General features: G+C 41.2%; 13 protein-coding genes. 4 read left to right on the top strand and 9 right to left on the bottom strand.

From position 1 onward, the window contains the following. Positions 1 to 8: 8 nt before the first annotated feature. Positions 9 to 299, bottom strand: a complete 291-nt coding sequence (gene paaB, locus NQ782_RS03715; protein ID WP_000389648.1) for a 1,2-phenylacetyl-CoA epoxidase subunit PaaB — start codon at positions 297 to 299, stop codon at positions 9 to 11. Positions 300 to 331: 32 nt separating this feature from the next. Beyond that, positions 332 to 1,270 (bottom strand): 1,2-phenylacetyl-CoA epoxidase subunit PaaA, encoded by a 939-nt coding sequence (paaA, locus tag NQ782_RS03710; protein ID WP_000431128.1) that lies wholly within the window; start codon positions 1,268 to 1,270, stop codon positions 332 to 334. A 265-nt stretch (positions 1,271 to 1,535) separates the two neighbouring features. Between paaA and paaZ the strand changes: the two genes are divergently transcribed. Beyond that, positions 1,536 to 3,638 (top strand): phenylacetic acid degradation bifunctional protein PaaZ, encoded by a 2,103-nt coding sequence (paaZ, locus tag NQ782_RS03705; protein WP_057093527.1) that lies wholly within the window; start codon positions 1,536 to 1,538, stop codon positions 3,636 to 3,638. A gap of 42 nt (positions 3,639 to 3,680) precedes the next feature. Here the strand turns inward: paaZ and NQ782_RS03700 are convergent, their stop codons facing one another. Further along, a complete protein-coding gene (locus NQ782_RS03700; RefSeq protein WP_057093525.1) occupies positions 3,681 to 5,060 on the bottom strand; it encodes an L-serine ammonia-lyase in 1,380 nt (459 codons plus the stop codon). A gap of 449 nt (positions 5,061 to 5,509) precedes the next feature. Between NQ782_RS03700 and NQ782_RS03695 the strand changes: the two genes are divergently transcribed. From NQ782_RS03695 to abaF, 3 genes are all read left to right on the top strand, one after another. Further along, positions 5,510 to 7,081 carry an APC family permease gene (locus NQ782_RS03695; RefSeq protein WP_000203768.1) on the top strand — a complete coding sequence of 524 codons (1,572 nt, stop codon included), beginning with the start codon at positions 5,510 to 5,512 and terminating at the stop codon, positions 7,079 to 7,081. A gap of 152 nt (positions 7,082 to 7,233) precedes the next feature. Then, positions 7,234 to 8,814: an aldehyde dehydrogenase (NADP(+)) gene (locus NQ782_RS03690; protein WP_057094096.1), complete on the top strand. Its 1,581-nt coding sequence runs from the start codon at positions 7,234 to 7,236 to the stop codon at positions 8,812 to 8,814. Between the two features lie 155 nt (positions 8,815 to 8,969). Next, entirely contained in the window at positions 8,970 to 10,259 is a 1,290-nt protein-coding gene (gene abaF, locus NQ782_RS03685) for a fosfomycin efflux MFS transporter AbaF (protein ID WP_000214024.1), read from the top strand. 65 nt (positions 10,260 to 10,324) lie between these two features. Here abaF and NQ782_RS03680 read toward each other — a convergent pair whose 3' ends face one another. The 6 genes from NQ782_RS03680 to NQ782_RS03655 all read right to left on the bottom strand — a co-directional run bounded on the left by NQ782_RS03680 (position 10,325) and on the right by NQ782_RS03655 (position 15,499). After that, complete coding sequence (locus NQ782_RS03680) at positions 10,325 to 11,077, bottom strand: AraC family transcriptional regulator (RefSeq protein WP_031988361.1); 753 nt, start codon at positions 11,075 to 11,077, stop codon at positions 10,325 to 10,327. A 44-nt stretch (positions 11,078 to 11,121) separates the two neighbouring features. After that, on the bottom strand, positions 11,122 to 12,384 hold the full coding sequence (locus NQ782_RS03675) for an FAD/NAD(P)-binding oxidoreductase (protein WP_031988360.1): 1,263 nt from the start codon (positions 12,382 to 12,384) through the stop codon (positions 11,122 to 11,124). Then, entirely contained in the window at positions 12,384 to 12,614 is a 231-nt protein-coding gene (locus NQ782_RS03670; protein ID WP_057094098.1) for a 2Fe-2S iron-sulfur cluster-binding protein, read from the bottom strand. Before NQ782_RS03670 ends, NQ782_RS03675 begins: the two co-directional genes overlap by 1 nt. Beyond that, positions 12,615 to 13,718: an FAD-binding oxidoreductase gene (locus tag NQ782_RS03665; RefSeq protein WP_057094100.1), complete on the bottom strand. Its 1,104-nt coding sequence runs from the start codon at positions 13,716 to 13,718 to the stop codon at positions 12,615 to 12,617. It abuts the gene before it with no gap. Beyond that, entirely contained in the window at positions 13,715 to 14,647 is a 933-nt protein-coding gene (locus tag NQ782_RS03660; protein WP_000859583.1) for a 4-hydroxyproline epimerase, read from the bottom strand. The genes NQ782_RS03665 and NQ782_RS03660 overlap by 4 nt, the downstream gene beginning before the upstream one ends. A 168-nt stretch (positions 14,648 to 14,815) precedes the next feature. Beyond that, entirely contained in the window at positions 14,816 to 15,499 is a 684-nt protein-coding gene (locus tag NQ782_RS03655; protein WP_057094103.1) for a GntR family transcriptional regulator, read from the bottom strand. Positions 15,500 to 15,618 lie beyond the last annotated feature (119 nt).

Here is a 15,618-nt window from a genome sequence, read left to right as displayed (position 1 = left end):
CATTCCCCTTACATGTGCTCAATGCCATCTGGGATATGGTAAAAAGTCGGATGACGATAAACCTTGTCTAAAGAAGGATCGAAAAATTCAGCTTTTTCATCTGGCTGTGATGACTTAATCAGTTCTGAACGAACCACCCAAATGCTAATTCCTTCATTACGACGCGTGTAAACATCACGAGCATGTTGCAATGCGATTTCATCATCAGGTGCTCTTAAGCTGCCTACATGACGGTGGCTTAAGCCTTGTTTACTACGTACAAATACTTCGTAGAGCGACCAGTTATTTTTATCTTCCATTTTGATTTCCTCAAATTTTTCCATAAATCTTGTTAAGCCACTTTGTTCGCTTCAAGCTGCTGTTTTTTCGCGTAGACTACTGCTGCATCACGAACCCATTTGCCGTTTTCCCATGCTTTACGGCGGGCTTCGATACGCTCGTGATTACATGGTCCACGTCCGGCAATCACTTCATTAAATTCGTGCCAGTCAATCTCGCCAAACTCATAGTGGCCTGTTTCTTCATTGAACTTTAAATCTGGGTCTGGTACTTCCAAGCCAAGTTGCAACACTTGAGGTACGGTATTATCGACAAACTTTTGACGTAATTCATCGTTACTAAAGCGTTTGATTTTCCACGCCATGCTTTGTGCGCTGTTTGGAGAGTGCTCATCACTTGGACCAAACATCATCAGTGCTGGCCACCAGAAACGGTTCACTGCATCTTGTGCCATCTGTTTTTGTTCCGGTGTACCGTTTGCCAAAGCCATCATGGCTTCAAAACCTTGGCGTTGGTGGAAACTTTCTTCTTTACAAATACGTACCATTGCACGTGCATATGGCCCGTAAGAGGTACGGCAAAGCGCAACTTGGTTCACAATGGCTGCCCCATCGACAAGCCAACCAATTGCAGCAACATCTGCCCAAGTCAAAGTTGGATAGTTAAAGATTGATGAGTATTTCATTTTCCCATTAATCAACTTTTCCATCATGTCATCACGGTCAGCACCTAAGGTTTCTGCTGCGCTATACAGATATAAACCATGACCCGCTTCATCTTGTACTTTCGCGAGCAAAACCGCTTTACGTTTTAAAGTTGGCGCACGAGTAATCCAGTTTCCTTCAGGCAACATACCTACAATTTCAGAATGGCCATGTTGCCCGATTTGACGAATCAATGTTTTGCGGTAGGCATCAGGCATTTGATCCTTAGCCTCGATCGTAATTTCATTGGCAATATTTTGTTCAAATTTCTGGTAATTGTTTTCCATTCTTTCATTCCCTGTAGGTATCACCCTTAAATCTATTTTTCGATACACAAAAAACAAAGTCAACTAATTTTTTAGTATCAAATTAAATCTACAACAGCAAAACAATTCAAACTATTGAAATTTATAAAATTAAGTTAAATGCAAAAAACTTTTTTACTTTTAAAAATCAAAATAAAGTTGACTTTTATACAAATTAATCTGAAATTATGAATCATATTTTTGCAATTTTTATAATTGATGTATCAAATAAAAAAGGAGTTTGGTCATGCTTGAACAAGCACACCTAGAAGGAACCTCAACTGACACAGATTTTCAGCAGTCTGAGCATCAACTGCCTCATCTTGCTTCTTATGTCTATGGAACATGGCATTCGTCTGACGAAGAATTACGTACCGTTTATCATGCCATTACAGGTGAATCGATTTATGCCGTAAGTAGTCATGGCATAGATATGAAACGTGTTGTTCAGTATGCCAAACAGAATGGTTCAGAACTGGCTAACTGGACATTTCACCAACGTGCCAATGCGTTAAAACAAATTGCCCAACATTTACTTGAACGTAAGGAAGACTTCTACAAACTTGCTTATGCGACAGGCGCAACTCGTAAAGATGCGTGGATTGATATTGAAGGCGGGATCCAGACATTATTTGCTTATTCGAGTCTGGTTCGCCGTGAACTCAATGATGAAAAAATTATTACTGAAGACAGCTGGATTCAATTATCTAAAAATGGCACTTTCGGCGCTAAACACATTTTAAGCCCTAAAGCAGGTGTTGCCGTTCACATTAATGCTTTTAACTTCCCAATTTGGGGAATGCTTGAAAAGATTGCACCGACGCTACTTGCAGGCGTGCCATGTATTGTGAAACCAGCAACCGATGGTGCCCAATTAACTCAAGCAGTTGTAAAAGCCATTGAGGAAACACATGTCTTACCAAAAGGCTCACTACAACTCATTTGCGGTCAGACTTATGACCTGTTAGAACAGTTAGGCCCACAAGACTGTGTCACGTTTACGGGTTCTGCTTACACAGGCCAAAAACTACGTAACCACCCTCACCTCAATAAATATTCGATTCCATTTAGCATGGAAGCCGACTCGGTAAACAGTGCAATTTTAAGCCCTGAGGCAAATGAAGAAACTATCGATTTATTTGTGCGTGAAGTCTTCCGTGAAATGACTACAAAAGCAGGCCAAAAATGTACTGCAATTCGTCGTGCATTTGTTCCTGAAAACTTGTTAGCGACTGTACAAGAGAAGCTGACTGCCAAACTTGCTAAAGTTGTGGTGGGCGACCCTCAAAAAGAAGAAACCACCATGGGGGCTTTAGCGAGCATTAAACAAAAACATGACGTTGCAGAAAAAGTTGCCGAACTCAGCAAAGATGCAAAAATTGTTTTTGGTGGAAACGATAGTTTTACATTTAATGCAGACCATCCTGAAAAAGGTGCTTTTTTCGCTCCAACTTTATTGGTGTGCGAACAGCCTTTACAAGCAACGAATGTTCATACCACGGAAGCTTTCGGTCCGGTATGTACACTCATGCCATATCAAAACATTGAAGAACTAGCTGATCTTGTTTCACGTGGTGAAGGTAGCCTAGTGGCTTCTGTCGTTAAAAATAACGATGAAAATATTGAACAGATTATTCAAAAAATTGCGCCTTGGCATGGCCGTGTGCATGTACTCGATGCAGAGTCAGCAAAAGAAAGTACAGGTCATGGTTCACCACTTCCACATTTAGTACACGGCGGCCCTGGCCGTGCAGGTGGCGGTGAAGAGTTAGGTGGTATTCGCGCGGTTAAACATTATATGCAGCGCACTGCAATTCAAGGCTCTCCAAACAGTCTGACACAAATTACTCACTCATGGACTGCTGGCTCAAAAGTTAATGAAGACCGCGTACATCCATTTAAAAAGTCTTTTGATGAGTTAATGATTGGTGAACGCCTATTAACAGCACGCCGTACAGTCACCGAAGCAGATATTGTCAATTTTGCTTGTTTAAGCGGTGACTACTTCTATGCACATACTGACAAAATCGCAGCGGCCGAGTCTTTCTTTGGAGAGCGTGTGGCACACGGTTACTTCATTGTGTCTGCTGCAGCAGGTCTATTTGTAGATGCAGCACAAGGTCCTGTGATTGCCAATTATGGTATGGACAATTTACGTTTTGTTGAACCGGTTAAAATCGGTGACTCGATTCAGGTTGAACTGACCTGTAAGCAAAAAACACCTAAACCACAAAAAGACCCGTCTCAACCTGCGCATGGCGTTGTGGTATGGGATATTAAAGTCAAAAACCAACGCGGTGAACTTGTCGCAACTTACGACATTTTAACCTTAGTTGCTCGTGAGGCTTAATGTTTAAAATGAGATGGGGTCACCTCGTCCCCATCTCATTTTTTAGCACTCAATTGCGTTAACAGCAAGGCCACCTTTTGAAGTCTCTTTATATTTCTCAGACATATCTTTACCTGTTTCCTTCATAGTCTGAATGACTTTATCTAGTGTGACAAAGTGTTCATCGTCATCATGAAGTGCCATTTGGGCTGCATTAATGGCTTTTACAGCGGCAATTGCATTTCGTTCAATGCAAGGCACCTGAACCAAACCACCAATCGGGTCACACGTTAAACCTAAATTATGTTCAAGCCCAATTTCAGCCGCATGTTCCACCTGTTCAGGCGATGCTCCTAAAATCTCGGCTAACCCTGCCGAAGCCATTGCACATGCCGAACCGACTTCACCCTGACACCCTACTTCTGCACCAGAAATAGAAGCATTGAGTTTACATAAAATGCCAACGGCTGCCGCACTTAGAAAAAAGCGAACTACTTTATCTTCGGAAAAGTCTTTAGAGAAAGTCACGTAGTAATATAAAACTGCCGGAATAATTCCTGCGGCCCCATTTGTAGGTGCCGTCACTACTCGACCGCCAGCAGCATTTTCTTCATTTACCGCTAAGGCAAATAAATTGACCCATTCCATCGCATGAAAAGTCGTCACAATCAGGTTTGAGTTTTTCTTATTTAATAACTTATCGTGAATTTTTTTAGCCCGACGTTTTACGTTTAAACCGCCCGGTAATATGCCTTCATTAATTAATCCGTTGTGAATACATTGCTGCATCACTTTCCAGATTTCCATAATCTTGCTACGAATCTCAGCTTCACTACGCCAGCTTTTTTCATTTTCAAGCATTAACTCGCTCACTGATAAATGATGAGTTCTACATAAGCTTAAAAGTTCAGCCGCACTATGAAATGGATATGGAACTTTAACGTCGTTGGTTTCAGTTTGTGTGTGTGTTAATTGTCTTTCACTGACAATAAAGCCACCACCAACCGAATAGTAAGTTTCTGCATATAAAATTTCTTGAGCCCCGTTATACGCAATCAATTCCATTGCGTTGGGGTGATAAGGCAAAGATTCATCTAAAAAAAGCACATCATGCTTATAATCAAAAGAAATACTCTTTTGCTGATTAAGCTGGATGGCTTTATTTTCAAGAACATCTTCAATCAGGCTTGTGCTTACTTGGGTATCAATATGTTCAGGGTCAAAACCCATTAAACCTAACAGAACAGCCTTATCTGTCGCATGACCGACACCGGTTGCCGACAGCGAACCGTATAACTTCACCTGAACTCTAACGGTGGCTTGTAAATCGTCTTGCTTCAATAAATCATCCACAAAACTGTATGCCGCTCGCATGGGTCCAACTGTATGGGAGCTAGATGGGCCGATGCCAATTTTAAAAAGATCAAATACACTAATAAACACGTGGTCCTACCTTCGATTCATTATTATTCGTATGTTCGTCATTATTGTGTCCTTTCGGATAGCTCTAAAATTATCATTAAGCCATCTATAAAGCACTGAAAATAAATGGTTCATTGCCTAAAAATAACACAATCAATTGCTAATACAGTCTTTTTTAAAAATTGAATTTTCCATTAATTTAAATGGTAAATGACTCAACCAATATTGAAGAATTGTTCTTTTGAGCAAATAAAATCACAAACCTTTGCCAATTTTTTATAAAAAATATTTGGTTTTCAAGTTATTTACTTGAAATTTAAAATATTTAAAATCAATTAAAAACAAACATTTACATAGTATTTAAATCATTCATTGTCCATAAATAGAATAAAAATTCCCCTATTTACCAACAACCATATATCGTATACGATATATGAAAGAACAATAGTTCTGTCGTTAAGGAAAACGTAATGACAAGTCAGTTTAAAAAACAGTTATCTCTAATGGATCTTACATTCATTGGCTTAGGCGCCATTTTCGGTTCAGGATGGTTATTTTCAGCAAGTCATGTGGCCTCTCAAGCCGGCCCTGCGGGTATATTGTCATGGATTATTGGGGGCTTTGCCGTTTTAATTCTGGGAATTATTTATTGTGAGTTAGGCGCAGCCTTACCCCGAGCAGGCGGTATTATCCGTTATCCCGTATTTTCACATGGCCCATTACAAGGATATTTATTGGGTTCTGTGACCGTCATTGCCTTTTCAAGTTTAATTGCAATTGAAGTCGTCGCTGCCCGCGAATATGCAGCAGCATGGTTCCCTTCTCTTACCGCCGTACATGATGGTGTTCGGTCTCCAACTACCATTGGATGGTTGTTTCAGTTTGCACTTTTATGCGTATTTTTTGCATTGAACTATTACAGCGTAAAAACCTTTGCAATTGCCAACAACCTGATTAGTGCATTGAAATTTGCTGTTCCGGTTTTAGTGATGGTTGCTCTTCTATACCATTTTAAACCTGCAAACTTCTCAATGACCGAGTTTGCCCCGATGGGTGCTCACGGCGTACAAGGTGCCGTATCTGCTGGCGGTATTATTTTTGCGTATTTGGGTTTAACGCCGATTATTTCGGTAGCAAGTGAAGTAAAACGTCCTCAATTTACGATTCCTTTTGCACTCATCTTATCTGTCGTTTTGGCAACGATTATTTATGTAGTGCTTCAAGTTGCTTTCTTAGGTGCAGTACCTACCGATATGTTAGCAAATGGTTGGTCAGGACTTAGTGACAAGTTCCCATTACCTTACCGCGACATTGCCATGTTATTAGGTTTGGGATGGTTAGCACTCTTAGTTGTTTCAGATGCCATTATTTCTCCGTCTGGCTGCGGCAATATCTATATGGCTGCAACTCCACGTGTCATTTATGCATGGTCAAACAGTAATACATTCTTCCGTATTTTTACGCGTGTAGATCCAAAATCAGGTATTCCTCGTTATGCATTATGGTTAACGTTTGCACTTTCAGTATTTTGGACCATGCCGTTTCCATCTTGGGATAAATTAATTTCCGTAGTTTCGGCAGCTTTAGTTTTAAGTTATGCCCTTGCTCCTGTCACAGTAGGTGCTTTACGCCGTAATGCCCCTGAGCTTGAACGTCCATTCTATGTAAAAGGATTTACTGTTCTCGGGCCGCTCGCTTTTGTCATTGCGTCTTTTATTGTGTATTGGTCTGGCTGGAATGTCATTTCATGGTTGCTAGGCGCACAAATCGTGTTGTTTGCACTCTATGTCATTTTTAAGCGCTACGTGCCAACCCAAGAAGTCAGCCTTGCCCAACAGTTAAAGTCATCAGCGTGGCTCCTTGTTTACTACATTTTAATGATTCTTGCCTCTTACCTTGGCAGCTTCGGTGATGGAGCATCACACCTATTGGCAGCGCCTTTCGACACCTTATTCGTCATGGTGATTTCTCTTGGTTGTTACTACTGGGGTATACGCTCAGGTTTACCAAAAGCACTGATTAAAAATGACGATGAAGCTTAGCAATCATTTGCTTAAACACATATAAGTTAAGGTTTTCTTTTGATTAATACCGTATACAAAATACAATATCTTCAAATGTAAAACCTTCGCTTTGATAACTCTCCAACGTCAGAAGAACCACTTTTGACGTTCACTCTCAAGTGAGGTTGATAATGTTAAATATCACTGGTCAAAATTTTATTGCAGGTCAACGTTCAAGTGCAGGCAGTAAGTTTGTATTAAGCTACGATGCTGCAACAGATGAAGCATTACCCTATCAGTTTGCTCAAGCAACTCCTGAAGAAATTGATCAGGCAGCTCAAGCAGCTGCATTGGCTTATCCGGCTTTTAGACAAACTACGCCAGAACAACGCGCCGTTTTTCTAGAAACGATTGCCAGTGAAATTGATGCGCTTGATGACCAGTTTATTGCAACAGTCTGTCAAGAAACTGCTTTGCCGGAAGCGCGTATTCGCGGTGAACGTGGGCGAACTACAGGTCAATTACGTCTGTTTGCTCAAGTATTACGCCGTGGTGACTATTTAGGTGCCCGTATTGATTTGGCTTTACCTGAGCGTCAACCACTTCCACGTCCAGATTTACGTCAATATAAAATCGGTGTTGGACCAGTTGCTGTATTTGGCGCTAGTAATTTCCCTCTTGCCTTTTCTACTGCTGGTGGTGATACAGCTTCGGCACTTGCGGCTGGATGTCCAGTTATTGTGAAGGCTCATAGCGGTCACATGGCAACCGCCGAATCCATTGCAAATGCCATTTGTAGTGCGATTGAGAAATGCTCTATGCCAAAAGGCATCTTTAGCATGATTTATGGTCAAGGTGTCGGTGAGCCACTGGTAAAACATCCAGCAATCAAAGCCGTTGGATTTACAGGTTCACTCAAAGGTGGTCGTGCTCTATGCGATTTAGCTGCCGCACGTCCTGAACCCATTCCTGTTTTTGCCGAAATGTCGAGCATTAACCCAATGATTTTATTACCCGAAGCTCTAAAAGTGCGTGGTGATAAAATTGCGACCGAACTTAGTGGTTCAGTGGTTTTAGGCTGCGGTCAGTTTTGTACTAATCCGGGCCTAATTATTGGAATTAAATCACCTGAATTTAGCCAATTCCTTGACCATTTCAAGGCTGCAATGGCTCAGCAACCGCCACAAACTATGCTTAACAAAGGTACTTTAAGAAGCTACGAGCATGGCCTGAAAGAATTACTCGCACATGACAAAATAGCGCATTTAGCGGGTCAACCACAACAAGGCAAGCAAGCCTATCCTCAGCTCTTTAAAGCCGATGTATCTCTTTTACTCGAGCATGATGAATTACTTCAAGAAGAAGTGTTCGGCCCTACTACGATTGTGATTGAAGTTGAATCGGCAGAGCAGCTCGCTCTCGCTTTAAATGGTCTACGTGGTCAACTTACAGCATCATTAATTGCCGAGCCACAAGATTTTGAGAACTTCGCGACACTTATTCCATTACTTGAAGAAAAAGCAGGACGTTTACTTCTAAATGGTTACCCAACAGGTGTGGAAGTCTGTGATGCCATGGTACACGGTGGGCCATATCCTGCAACTTCAGATGCACGCGGTACATCGGTAGGAACCTTGGCAATCGAGCGTTATTTACGTCCAGTATGCTACCAAAACTATCCAGATCACTTATTGCCACTCGCCCTTCAAAATGCCAATCCGCTTGGTATTGCGCGCTTAGTTAATGGTGAAATGAGTAAAGCTGCTCTTTAATTTTTTAAAGGAGTTTATCCAAGAGATGAACTCCTTTTTTAGTCCAAAACCTCCAGCGTAATCGCACATTATTTAAATAAAAAGTGCAAAAAATAAATAGCAAGATGCTCCATCAAATCAATGCGTAACATATTTTCAAATAAGGATATTGGTATATGACGACAACACTAAAAAAGGTAGTCGCGGCCTCTATGGTCGGCTCCGTAGCAGAATGGTATGAATTTTTCCTTTATGGCACCGCTTCTGCCCTTGTCTTTGGCGAACTTTTCTTTCAACAAACTGGCAATGCTATAGATGGAATTTTGGCGGCCTTTGCCTTGTATGCTGTTGGCTTTTTAGCAAGACCTCTCGGTGGCCTCGTGTTTGGGCATTACGGCGATAAAATTGGGCGCAAGAAATTATTGCAAATTAGCCTGATTATTGTCGGTATCACTACCTTTTTAATGGGCTGTATTCCGACCTTTCATCAAATTGGCTATTGGGCACCTACACTCCTAGTGATACTGCGTTTAATTCAAGGTTTTGCTTTTGGTGGTGAATGGGGCGGCGCAGTTATTTTGGTTTCAGAGCACAGTCCAGATGATCGCAGAGGTTATTGGGCAAGCTGGCCACAAACTGGTGTACCGCTCGGAAATTTAGTAGCCACACTGGTTTTATTATTACTTTCAAAAAACCTCTCACCCGAACAATTCCTAGATTGGGGATGGCGCTGTGCATTCTGGTTCTCAGCAGTCGTGGTACTGATTGGATTATGGATTCGAAAAAATGTAGACGATGCCGAAGTGTTTAAAGAAGCACAGGCCAAACAACAGCTTCTTGAAAAACAACAACTCGGGATTATTGAGGTTTTAAAATATCATAAGAAATCTGTTATTGCGGGTATCGGTGCCAGATTTGCAGAAAATATTTTGTACTATATGGTGGTTACTTTTTCGATCAGTTATTTAAAGTTAGTCGTCCATAAAGATACTTCGCAGATCTTACTGCTCATGTTTGGCGCTCATCTGATCCATTTCTTTATTATTCCTTTTATGGGGCATTTAAGCGATATATTTGGCCGCAAACCTATTTATCTTATTGGAGCTGTACTTACTGCTTTTTGGGGTTTTGTCGGCTTTCCTTTAATGGATACAGGCAATGACTGGCTCATTATGTTAGCAATTGTGCTTGGTTTATTTATTGAGTCCATGACCTACTCGCCTTACTCTGCGTTAATGACTGAGTTATTTCCAACTCACATCCGCTATACGGCGCTTTCATTTTGTTATCAAGTCGCACCCATTATGGCAGGTTCGCTTGCTCCATTAATTGCCCTAACATTACTCAAAGAATTTAATAGCTCGGTTCCGATTTCTTTATATTTGGTTGCCGCAAGTCTGATTTCTATTGTCTCGATTTTGCTGGTGAAAGAAACCAAAGGCCGATCATTGGCTTTTAAAGATTAATCTTTAATATACAAATTCAGCACTTAATAATGATTTGGGTTGTTCTATACAACCCATTTTTTTATCTAAATATTTTTGGTAGAGGCGCGATATAAGGTAGGCGACATGCCTGTATGCAGCTTAAACTGACGACAAAAAGCACTATGGTCGGTATAACCACAGCGCAAACCAATTTGAGTAATCGGTAAGTCAGTCGTAAGCAGTTCAGTGGCGACTTGGAGACGAATTTTGCTAATCATTTGCCGAGGCGTTAAATGGTATATTTTTTTGCAATAACGTTCTAACTGAGCCACCGACACGCCAGCAATTGCAGTCAAATTTGCCAAAGTAATGGTTTCGGCATAATTCTTTTTAATATATTCCTCAACCTGAACCATTTTGTAAAAAGCAGGGTGTGTATTTTCAGGCACATTTAAATCATTAGAAATACCCGCTATTCCTACTAAGTTTCCATCCGCATCAAATAATGGTTCTTTATAAGTTAAACACCAACCCGACTGATTTTTTGCATATAAATGTAGTTCTAATTGCTCTGTTAACTTTTTACCACGGCGAATAACTTGCAAGTCTTGCGATGTATATATTTTTCCAAGTGAATGAGGAAAAACTTCAGAAGAGGTTTTTCCCAATATTGCAGTTTTATCCTTTAGACCGCAGCGATTTACTAATGTTTGATTGACAAATACATAGCGTGCTTCGGTATTTTTGATGAAAAACACCACCGAAGATAAAGCATCAAACAATGGTTCTATACTTTCCAGATTTTTTAAGAAATCTTCCAAAGTGGTAGTTAGTTTCGGAATTTGAACCAAAGTCATGAGCTAGAGCGGACAAAGTTATAACTTGTCTACTCTAGAACATTTCATTTTTGATTTAAAGGAGAAGTAGACATCGCCATGAGGCTTTTTACACGAGTAGGAAGTAATGGTGGTCTAGAGTTAGGCAACTGCCAATCAAATAAACAAGCTGCTGCTGTTGCACACGTGCTTCCTTGGCACGCCCCCATTCCACAGCGTGTATGTAATTTTGCATCAATCCAACTTTTACGCTCGGCAACTTTATCAAAAGTTACATCTTCACATCGACAAAAAATAGTTTCTGAGCGTGCAAGCGTTTTTAACTCAGCACGTAACTTAAAGCTTTTCTCAAGGAGATGTGCAAATAAACGATACCGTTGTCTTTGAGCAAATAATTGTCTCGCTTTTTCATTTTGGCCTATAGCTGCATAACCCGCGATGCTACCTTCAACCATCGCCAGCTCACTTCCGCCAAAACCTGTACACTCACCTGCTGCCCACACCTGTGGCTGTGATGTACGTTGATAGTCATCGACCGTAATCGCATTGTCCTTAATTTGACAACCCATTAACTGCCCTAATTGAGTATTCGGGACTAAGCCAAATCCGCACGCGAGTCGATCACACTCAATTTCAATGATTCCCTTCGGCGTTTGTAGCCTTACTCGTTCAAGACGCTCCTGACCAATCGCCTCAACCACATAACTGTCAGGTTGATATAAACGATGAGGTAAAGATAACGCTTGTATTACTTTCGAAGGCCAACGCCAAAGTTGTAGTGCAAATTTACGAACGGAAGATGAAGCCGCCTGTTCGGCAACATAGAGAACTTGAGCCTCTGCTTTTTTTGCCGTATCCGCACTTGCTAAAAGTAATGGCCCTGAACCTGCAATCACAATGCGTTCATTTTTGACAGGTGTGCCTGCTTTAATTAAGGCTTGCAAACCACCTGCCCCTGTTACGCCAGGTAAAGTCCAACCGGGAAAAGGCAAAAACAGTTCTCTTGCTCCCGTACACAATATAAGCTGGCGATAAGACAAGTTTAGGCTGTCGTGAGGTCGCTCAACAAGCAATTGGCCTGCAAAAGGTGCGGCGACAATTTTCGCACCAAACATAAATTCAATATTAGAATGAGCCTTAATTTGTTGATATTTCTGCTGCGCCATTTCAGGTACAGGGAAAATCGGTCCAGCGCGCCAGATTTGACCGCCCGCCTGTGGGTTATTATCCAATATTAAAATTCGCCCGCCACTTTCGGCGGCTGCAATAGCAGCTGACAACCCTGCAGGCCCAGCACCGACAACCACCACATCGTATTGTTTTTCCATTATTGTGTTTCCACTTTCATGTCTTGCTGGCACAGCGTCTGACAAGCAAGCACTCTGAGTCCATTAATATTGACACGGCATTCCTGACAAACTTCCATTCCACAAAATGGAGTACGTTTTTCACCACAAACTGACAAACGGCTGTAAGACTTCGCTTGTGCTAAAGCAGCAGCAACACTCGTACCTTCAATCACAGAAACCGGTTGGCCGTTAATAAAAAGCTGAATCATCTATGCAGCTCCTATAAAGCGATGAGGTAAAAAAGGTTCTGGATCTATATCAAAAGTTAATCCACATATGTGTGAGACAATCAGTTTTGCTGTACCTGTTGCTGTGGTTACACCTAATCCTTCATGACCTACCGCTAAATAAACCGATTCAAATGCAGGATGTCGTCCAATTACCGGAATACCATCTGGAGTAGCAGCACGAAAGCCAGTCCATGCCCGAATAACATTAAGATCAGCCAAAGTTGGAAAATAATCGGCAGCTTCTTTAAGCACACGAGTAAAGACTTCCGGCTCCACGGTCGGATCAACCGTATTGAACTGACGAGATGACCCAATAAAAAGCTGGCCCGTCGGTCTAGGCTGAATATTACAAGCCACCGAAATTCCACTTGTCGCTTGAGTGCTGGCCGCATAAGCCAAAGCCACTAATGTATGTTTTACATTTAATTCAGGGTAACGGTCAGTAATCGCCAAATGACCTTTTTTAGGTTCAATCGGTAGCTCTGAAAAAAAATCTGTCGCATGAATACCGTTAGCCAAAACGATATACGCAGCTTTTAGCCATGTGCCATCACTTAACTGAACCCGATTTTCTTCAATATGAATAACTTTAGCTTGTTGAACCTGAACCTTGTGGGGAAATTTTTTTAATAACCATTCAGCAGCACAAGGTGCATATAAAATTCCATCATCAAAAACTTCTAAACCACCATAAAGACCCTGCTTTAAGTGAGGTTCAAGCTGATGAACTTCATCTGCGTTTCGAAGTTGGCAACGGACACCTTGTGCAGTGAGACGTTGATATTTTTCCTCAGCAATCTGCATTTCTTCTGGGCTACTTGCCAGCCATAAAGTTGGCGTTTGGCGATAGGCACAGTCTTCCGAAAGTTCGTGTCCTAATTCATGCCATAGCTGAACTGACCAATGACTAAGTTTTAATTCGGCTTCCAAGTCATCCATAATGACCAAATGCCCCATGCCCGCGGCTGTGGCACCACCAATCCGAGCATCCAAAACTTGCACATTTAACCCTTGCCGAGCCAATTCATAAGCACATGCCGCCCCCACAATACCTGCACCAATGACGATGGCATCGGTTCTCATAGCTGAATACCCCAAGCAAATGGGTCATTTTCATCCATAAATAAAGTTGCTTCAGCACTCATGTAAGCTTCTCCACGAATGGTTGGAATCACATATTCCCCTGCTTGCTCATAAGAGGCAATAAACTGACTACCAATAATGCTGGCTTGTTTCCATAACTTTCCTGACTCAAGTTTGCCATCTGCAGCCAAGCAAGCAATTTTCGCACTGGTTCCGGTTCCACATGGTGAACGGTCATAGGCCTTGCCTGGACAAAGCACGAAATTTTTACTATCTGCTTCGGTGTCACTTGCAAATAATTCGATATGGTCAATTTCTTGCCCATCTTTACCAGTTATTCCTTGTGCCGTAAGTGCTTGTCTAACAGTCCACGCATATTCAGTAAGTTGATCTAAATTATCACTTGAAACACGTTGACCATGATCATTAATCAAGAAGAACCAGTTACCGCCCCATGCAATATCACCAGTAACTTTTCCATATTTTTCAACATCAACTTCGACTGCTTTTTTATAACGATATGCCGGTACATTTCGCACACTCACTGAATGATCTTCATGCAATGTCGCTTCAACATCACCTACTGGAGTTTCAATTAAATGCGTGCCTACTTGTATTTTTCCCAAATGTGCTAACGAAGCCACTAAACCAATCGTGCCATGACCGCACATGCCAAGGTAGCCCGTGTTATTAAAGAAAATAACGCCCGCGCTCGCTTTGGGATTCACTGGCTTACACAATAATGCGCCAACCAACACATCATTACCGCGCGGCTCTAACATGGTTGCTCTACGGAAATGGTCATATTGTTCTGATAATATTTTTCGGCGGCTTTCCATATCTCCTGTGCCTAAATCAGGAAAACCTTCAAGTACTAATCGTGTTGGTTCACCACCAGTATGAGAGTCCAAAATTTTTACTGTTTTCATAGAAGTATCCTTACATTTTCCTTTAGGATGACTGATCTCAAAACAGCAAGCTTGATCGTTTTCTTATAAATCTATGACGAAATCAGCATAGTGAAAACTTACTTCAGCTAAAATAAAGACAAAAAAATTAGGCCATTGGCCTAATTGAAATGATAAAGAATGCAGCGCTTAGTTTTTCCCATTTTTATGGTGAGGTAGATGTTCATAAAGTGATTGGCAAACACCATTAATATGCTCTTCAATTAACTTAACCGCCAAATTAACATCCTTGGCTTTACAGGCTTTCACAATTTCTTTGTGCTCATCATTTGCACGCGATTTACCTTCGGAAACATTCATTTGTAATCTTAAATAACGCTCAATTTTATCGTAAATAGAACGAATTAATCCGAGCATATAAGGCCGCTGTGCTGGTTCATACAGGCAGGCATGTAACTGCCAATTTAATGTGGTCCAGCTTCCAATATCCATGTTATCAATAAAGGCATTACAAATTTCATCTGCCTTTTTATAAGTCTCTTCTGTCATATTCGGCACGGCGAGCTGAATCAGCTTCGTTTCTAACATAACCCGTACTTCAAAAATCTGAGCTAATTCTTCTTCAGAGATTCGGGTCACAATTGCACCGCGATTTTTTATAAACTCTACTAAGCCTTCGGCTTCAAGTTGCTTTAAGGCTTCACGTACCGGAATTTTGCTGACATTAAATAGCTTGGCAATTTCATCCTGACGGATAGGCTCACCTTCAGCAATATGCCCTGCAATAATTGCTTCTCTAATATATTTGACAATAACTTCAGATACCGAAGGCATTGCACCAAGATTTGATACATTAAAAGATGGTAGCGTCACGAATATTCTCTTAACCTCAAAATATGACACAAACAAAAAGATGATAATTTTAGTCATCCACCATAATGAAATTATTGCTTTGAAAGCATCATTTTCGGTACGGCTTATCCTTCATATAA

This window comes from Acinetobacter sp. BD54 (assembly GCF_044778325.1).
In the GTDB taxonomy this organism is placed as follows: Bacteria; Pseudomonadota; Gammaproteobacteria; order Pseudomonadales; family Moraxellaceae; genus Acinetobacter; species Acinetobacter baumannii.
The sequence above is the reverse complement of the archived record's forward strand: the minus strand, read 5'-3'. Positions and strand labels throughout refer to the sequence as shown.

Excerpts from the sequence above, each read along its gene's own strand:
- paaB (WP_000389648.1), bottom strand. The coding sequence starts at position 299 with ATGGAAGATAAAAATAACTGGTCGCTCTACGAAGTATTTGTACGTAGT.
- paaA (WP_000431128.1), bottom strand. The coding sequence starts at position 1,270 with ATGGAAAACAATTACCAGAAATTTGAACAAAATATTGCCAATGAAATT.
- paaZ (WP_057093527.1), top strand. The coding sequence starts at position 1,536 with ATGCTTGAACAAGCACACCTAGAAGGAACCTCAACTGACACAGATTTT.
- NQ782_RS03695 (WP_000203768.1), top strand. The coding sequence starts at position 5,510 with ATGACAAGTCAGTTTAAAAAACAGTTATCTCTAATGGATCTTACATTC.
- NQ782_RS03690 (WP_057094096.1), top strand. The coding sequence starts at position 7,234 with ATGTTAAATATCACTGGTCAAAATTTTATTGCAGGTCAACGTTCAAGT.
- abaF (WP_000214024.1), top strand. The coding sequence starts at position 8,970 with ATGACGACAACACTAAAAAAGGTAGTCGCGGCCTCTATGGTCGGCTCC.
- NQ782_RS03680 (WP_031988361.1), bottom strand. The coding sequence starts at position 11,077 with ATGACTTTGGTTCAAATTCCGAAACTAACTACCACTTTGGAAGATTTC.
- NQ782_RS03675 (WP_031988360.1), bottom strand. The coding sequence starts at position 12,384 with ATGGAAAAACAATACGATGTGGTGGTTGTCGGTGCTGGGCCTGCAGGG.
- NQ782_RS03670 (WP_057094098.1), bottom strand. The coding sequence starts at position 12,614 with ATGATTCAGCTTTTTATTAACGGCCAACCGGTTTCTGTGATTGAAGGT.
- NQ782_RS03665 (WP_057094100.1), bottom strand. The coding sequence starts at position 13,718 with ATGAGAACCGATGCCATCGTCATTGGTGCAGGTATTGTGGGGGCGGCA.
- NQ782_RS03660 (WP_000859583.1), bottom strand. The coding sequence starts at position 14,647 with ATGAAAACAGTAAAAATTTTGGACTCTCATACTGGTGGTGAACCAACA.